The sequence below is a fragment of the Azospirillum sp. B506 genome (genome assembly GCF_000333595.1).
In the GTDB taxonomy this organism is placed as follows: domain Bacteria; phylum Pseudomonadota; class Alphaproteobacteria; order Azospirillales; family Azospirillaceae; genus Azospirillum.
This window is the reverse complement of the sequence record NZ_BADK01000991.1, coordinates 1-2,796: the sequence shown is the minus strand read 5'-3', so window position 1 is coordinate 2,796 and position 2,796 is coordinate 1. Positions and strand designations below refer to the sequence as shown.

Annotated in this window: 2 protein-coding genes and 1 pseudogene; 2 read left to right on the top strand and 1 reads right to left on the bottom strand. The window is 69.8% G+C overall.

Annotated elements, in window-relative coordinates; genetic code table 11:
* Both I71_RS30595 and I71_RS30590 read left to right on the top strand, forming a co-directional pair.
* A partial coding sequence (locus I71_RS30595; protein WP_042703254.1) for a MurR/RpiR family transcriptional regulator occupies positions 1 to 587 on the top strand: 587 nt, incomplete at its 5' end.
* A complete protein-coding gene (locus I71_RS30590) occupies positions 587 to 1,240 on the top strand; it encodes a bifunctional 4-hydroxy-2-oxoglutarate aldolase/2-dehydro-3-deoxy-phosphogluconate aldolase (protein WP_042703252.1) in 654 nt (217 codons plus the stop codon). The genes I71_RS30595 and I71_RS30590, both read left to right, overlap by 1 nt.
* Before the next feature lie 531 nt (positions 1,241 to 1,771).
* On the opposite strand, the pseudogene I71_RS30585 reads toward I71_RS30590, so the two are convergent.
* A pseudogene (locus tag I71_RS30585) lies at positions 1,772 to 2,779 on the bottom strand (ATP-binding protein); the annotation flags it as partial.
* Positions 2,780 to 2,796: the final 17 nt, after the last annotated feature.

Below are 2,796 nucleotides of genomic sequence, written 5' to 3'. Positions count from 1 at the left end.
TCCGCCTGCGCAGCCGGCTCGACACCATGGCGCTGAAAAAGGCGGCCGTGGTGCTGGCCCGGGCGCGGCGGGTGCAGATCGTCGGCGTCGGCGCGTCCGGTACCGTCGCCCTGGACGCCCACCACAAGCTGTTCCGTCTGCTGCCCCAGGTCACCGCCAGCACCGACGCCCATCTCCAGGCGATGGCGGCGGCGACGCTCGGCCCTGGCGACGCGCTGCTGGCGATTTCGAAAACCGGCACCAGCGACGAAATCTTCGATGTCGCCGCCATTGCCCGCGACGGCGGCGCGACGGTGATCGCCATCACCGCATCGGCGACGCCGCTGGCCGAACGGGCCGACATCCGCCTGACCGTCGATGTCGACGAGGACACCGCCGTCCACACCCCGATGGCCTCGCGGCTGGCGCAACTGGCGTTGATCGACATGCTGACCGTCGCGGTCGGCCTGCAGTCCCCGCCCGGCCTCGACCGCCGTCTCGCCCGCATCAAGGCCGTCCTGGCCGGGCACCACCGTGTGCCCGAACGGCCGGCCTCCGCTTCAAACTCCGTGTCTTCCATCCCCCAGAAGAATCCTGAGGAATCCTGATGTCCACCACCCAGAGCCCCGTCGAAATCCTGGACCAGCTCGTCGCCTATGGCGTCGTTCCGGTCATCCGCAACAGCTCCGCCGATCTGGCGCGCACCGCCGTGACCTGGCTGCGCGAGGCCGGATACGGCACCTTCGAGATCACCATGACCACCCCCGGCGCCGTCGGCCTGATCGAGGAGCTGACCGCCGAGGGCGGCGCCCTGATCGGCGCCGGCACCGTCCTGACCCCGGCGGCCGTCGCCGACGTGGTCAAGGCCGGCGCCAAGTATGTGGTGTCGCCCTGCGTCGTGCCGAAGGTGGCCGCGGCCTGCCGCGACCATGGCGTCGCCTGCCTGATGGGCGCCCTGACCCCGACCGAGGTGCATGCCGCCATCTCCGCCGGTGCCGACGCCATCAAGATCTTCCCGGCCTCCACCGTCGGCCCGGCGCACATCAAGGCGCTGAAGTCGGTGTTCCCCGGCGTTCGCTTCGTTCCCACCGGCGGCATCGACGCCACCACCGTGGCGTCCTATGTCGCGGCCGGCGTGGCCTGCGTCGGTGCCGGCGGCAAGCTGGTCGACGAGACCCTGGTCAAGAAGGGCGACCGCGAAGGCATCCTCGCCGCCGGCCGTCAGTTGATGGACGCCTACCGCGCCGCCAAGGGAGCCTGAGCCTCGGCATGAGGCGGGGTCAAACCCCGCCTCAAACCCCCTCCAGCACCGCGCACACCGCGTCCATCGCCGCAAGACCGCGGTTGAAAGCCGCCTCCGCGGTGGCGGCCAGATCTTGCGCTTCGACCCGGCGGCCTTCGCGCATGCCGTCCTCCCCGCACGCATCAGACCGACGAAGGCGGTCAGGCCGAAATGGCTGGCGGCCCCGGCAAGCCGGTGGGCGATGTCCTCGATCTCGGCATCGGCGGTGTCAGAGGCGCTCAGGCGGGGCAGCCCCTCCTGGGCCGACTCCAGAAGCAGGCCGCGGATGGTGGCAAAGCGCACCGGACCGAGGGAGTGGATGTAGCGCTCCAGAATCTCCTCGTTCACGTCGTCCACAAGCACCGACGGACGTTTCACCGGCTCCGCGGGACTCACCCCGGACTCCAACTCCTCGCCGTCGTCGGATCGCGCCGCGACGGCGTTCGACAGCAGGTGCATCAGCCGTTCCGGGAAGATCGGCTTTTCGATCACCGCATCGATGCCGGCGGCGATATAGCGGGCGCGGTCGGCGGCGAAGACATTGGCGGTCACCGCGACGATGGGTACCGCCGCTTGGTCGGCATCTTCCAGCGAACGGATGCGGCGCGCGACCTCCGGCCCGTCGATGTCGGGCAGGCGGATGTCGAGCAGGATGGCGTCGAAGCGCCGCCGGGTTGCCAGTTGCAGCGCCTTTTCGCCGGTCTCCGCGACGGTGATGCGGTGACCGGCATCGGACAGCAGGCCGAGCGCGACCTCCCGGTTGATCGCATCGTCTTCGACCAGCAGCAGGGCCAGGGACCGCACCCGGCTGATCGGCAGCCGCCGGCCGGGCCGGGTGGGAAGCGCCGGCTCGATCACCCGCTGCAAGGGGATGGTGACGGTGAAGACGCTGCCCAGCCCCTCGGCGCTGTCGACGCGGATGCTGCCCTGCATGGCGTCCAGCAGGTGGCGGACGATGGCCAACCCCAGCCCGCTGCCGCCGAAGCGCCGGGCGATGGTTGGGTCGGCCTGCTCAAGCTTCTCGAAGATGGCGGCACGGCGGTCCGCCGGTACGCCAATTCCAGTGTCGCGCACTGACAGACGCAGCATCTCTCCGGCCCCGGAACGTTCCGGCCCCGGTTCGACATCGACGCGCAGGTCGACCCCGCCACGGTCGGTGAACTTCACCGCATTGCCGACAAGGTTCACCAGAATCTGGCGCAGCCGCTGGCGATCGATCACTGCCTGATCCGGCACCTCCGGCGCGATGTCGAGGTCGAGGTCGATCCCCTTCTCGTTCGCCAGTCCTTCCACAGTCGCAACGACCTCCTCCAGCACCGGCAGCAGGGCACAGGGGGCGGGGTCGAGATCGAGCTTGCCATCCTCGATCTTGCGCAGGTCGAGGATGTCGTTGACCTGATCGAGCAGCCCGTGGCCGCAGCGCATGATCGACATGGCATAGCGCCGTTCGCCGGCATGCAACTGCCCGGTGAGCAGCAGCCGGCACAGGCCGAGGATGCCGTTCAGCGGCGTGCGCATCTCGTGGCTGACGGTGG

Excerpts from the sequence above, each read along its gene's own strand:
- I71_RS30590 (WP_042703252.1), top strand. The coding sequence starts at position 587 with ATGTCCACCACCCAGAGCCCCGTCGAAATCCTGGACCAGCTCGTCGCC.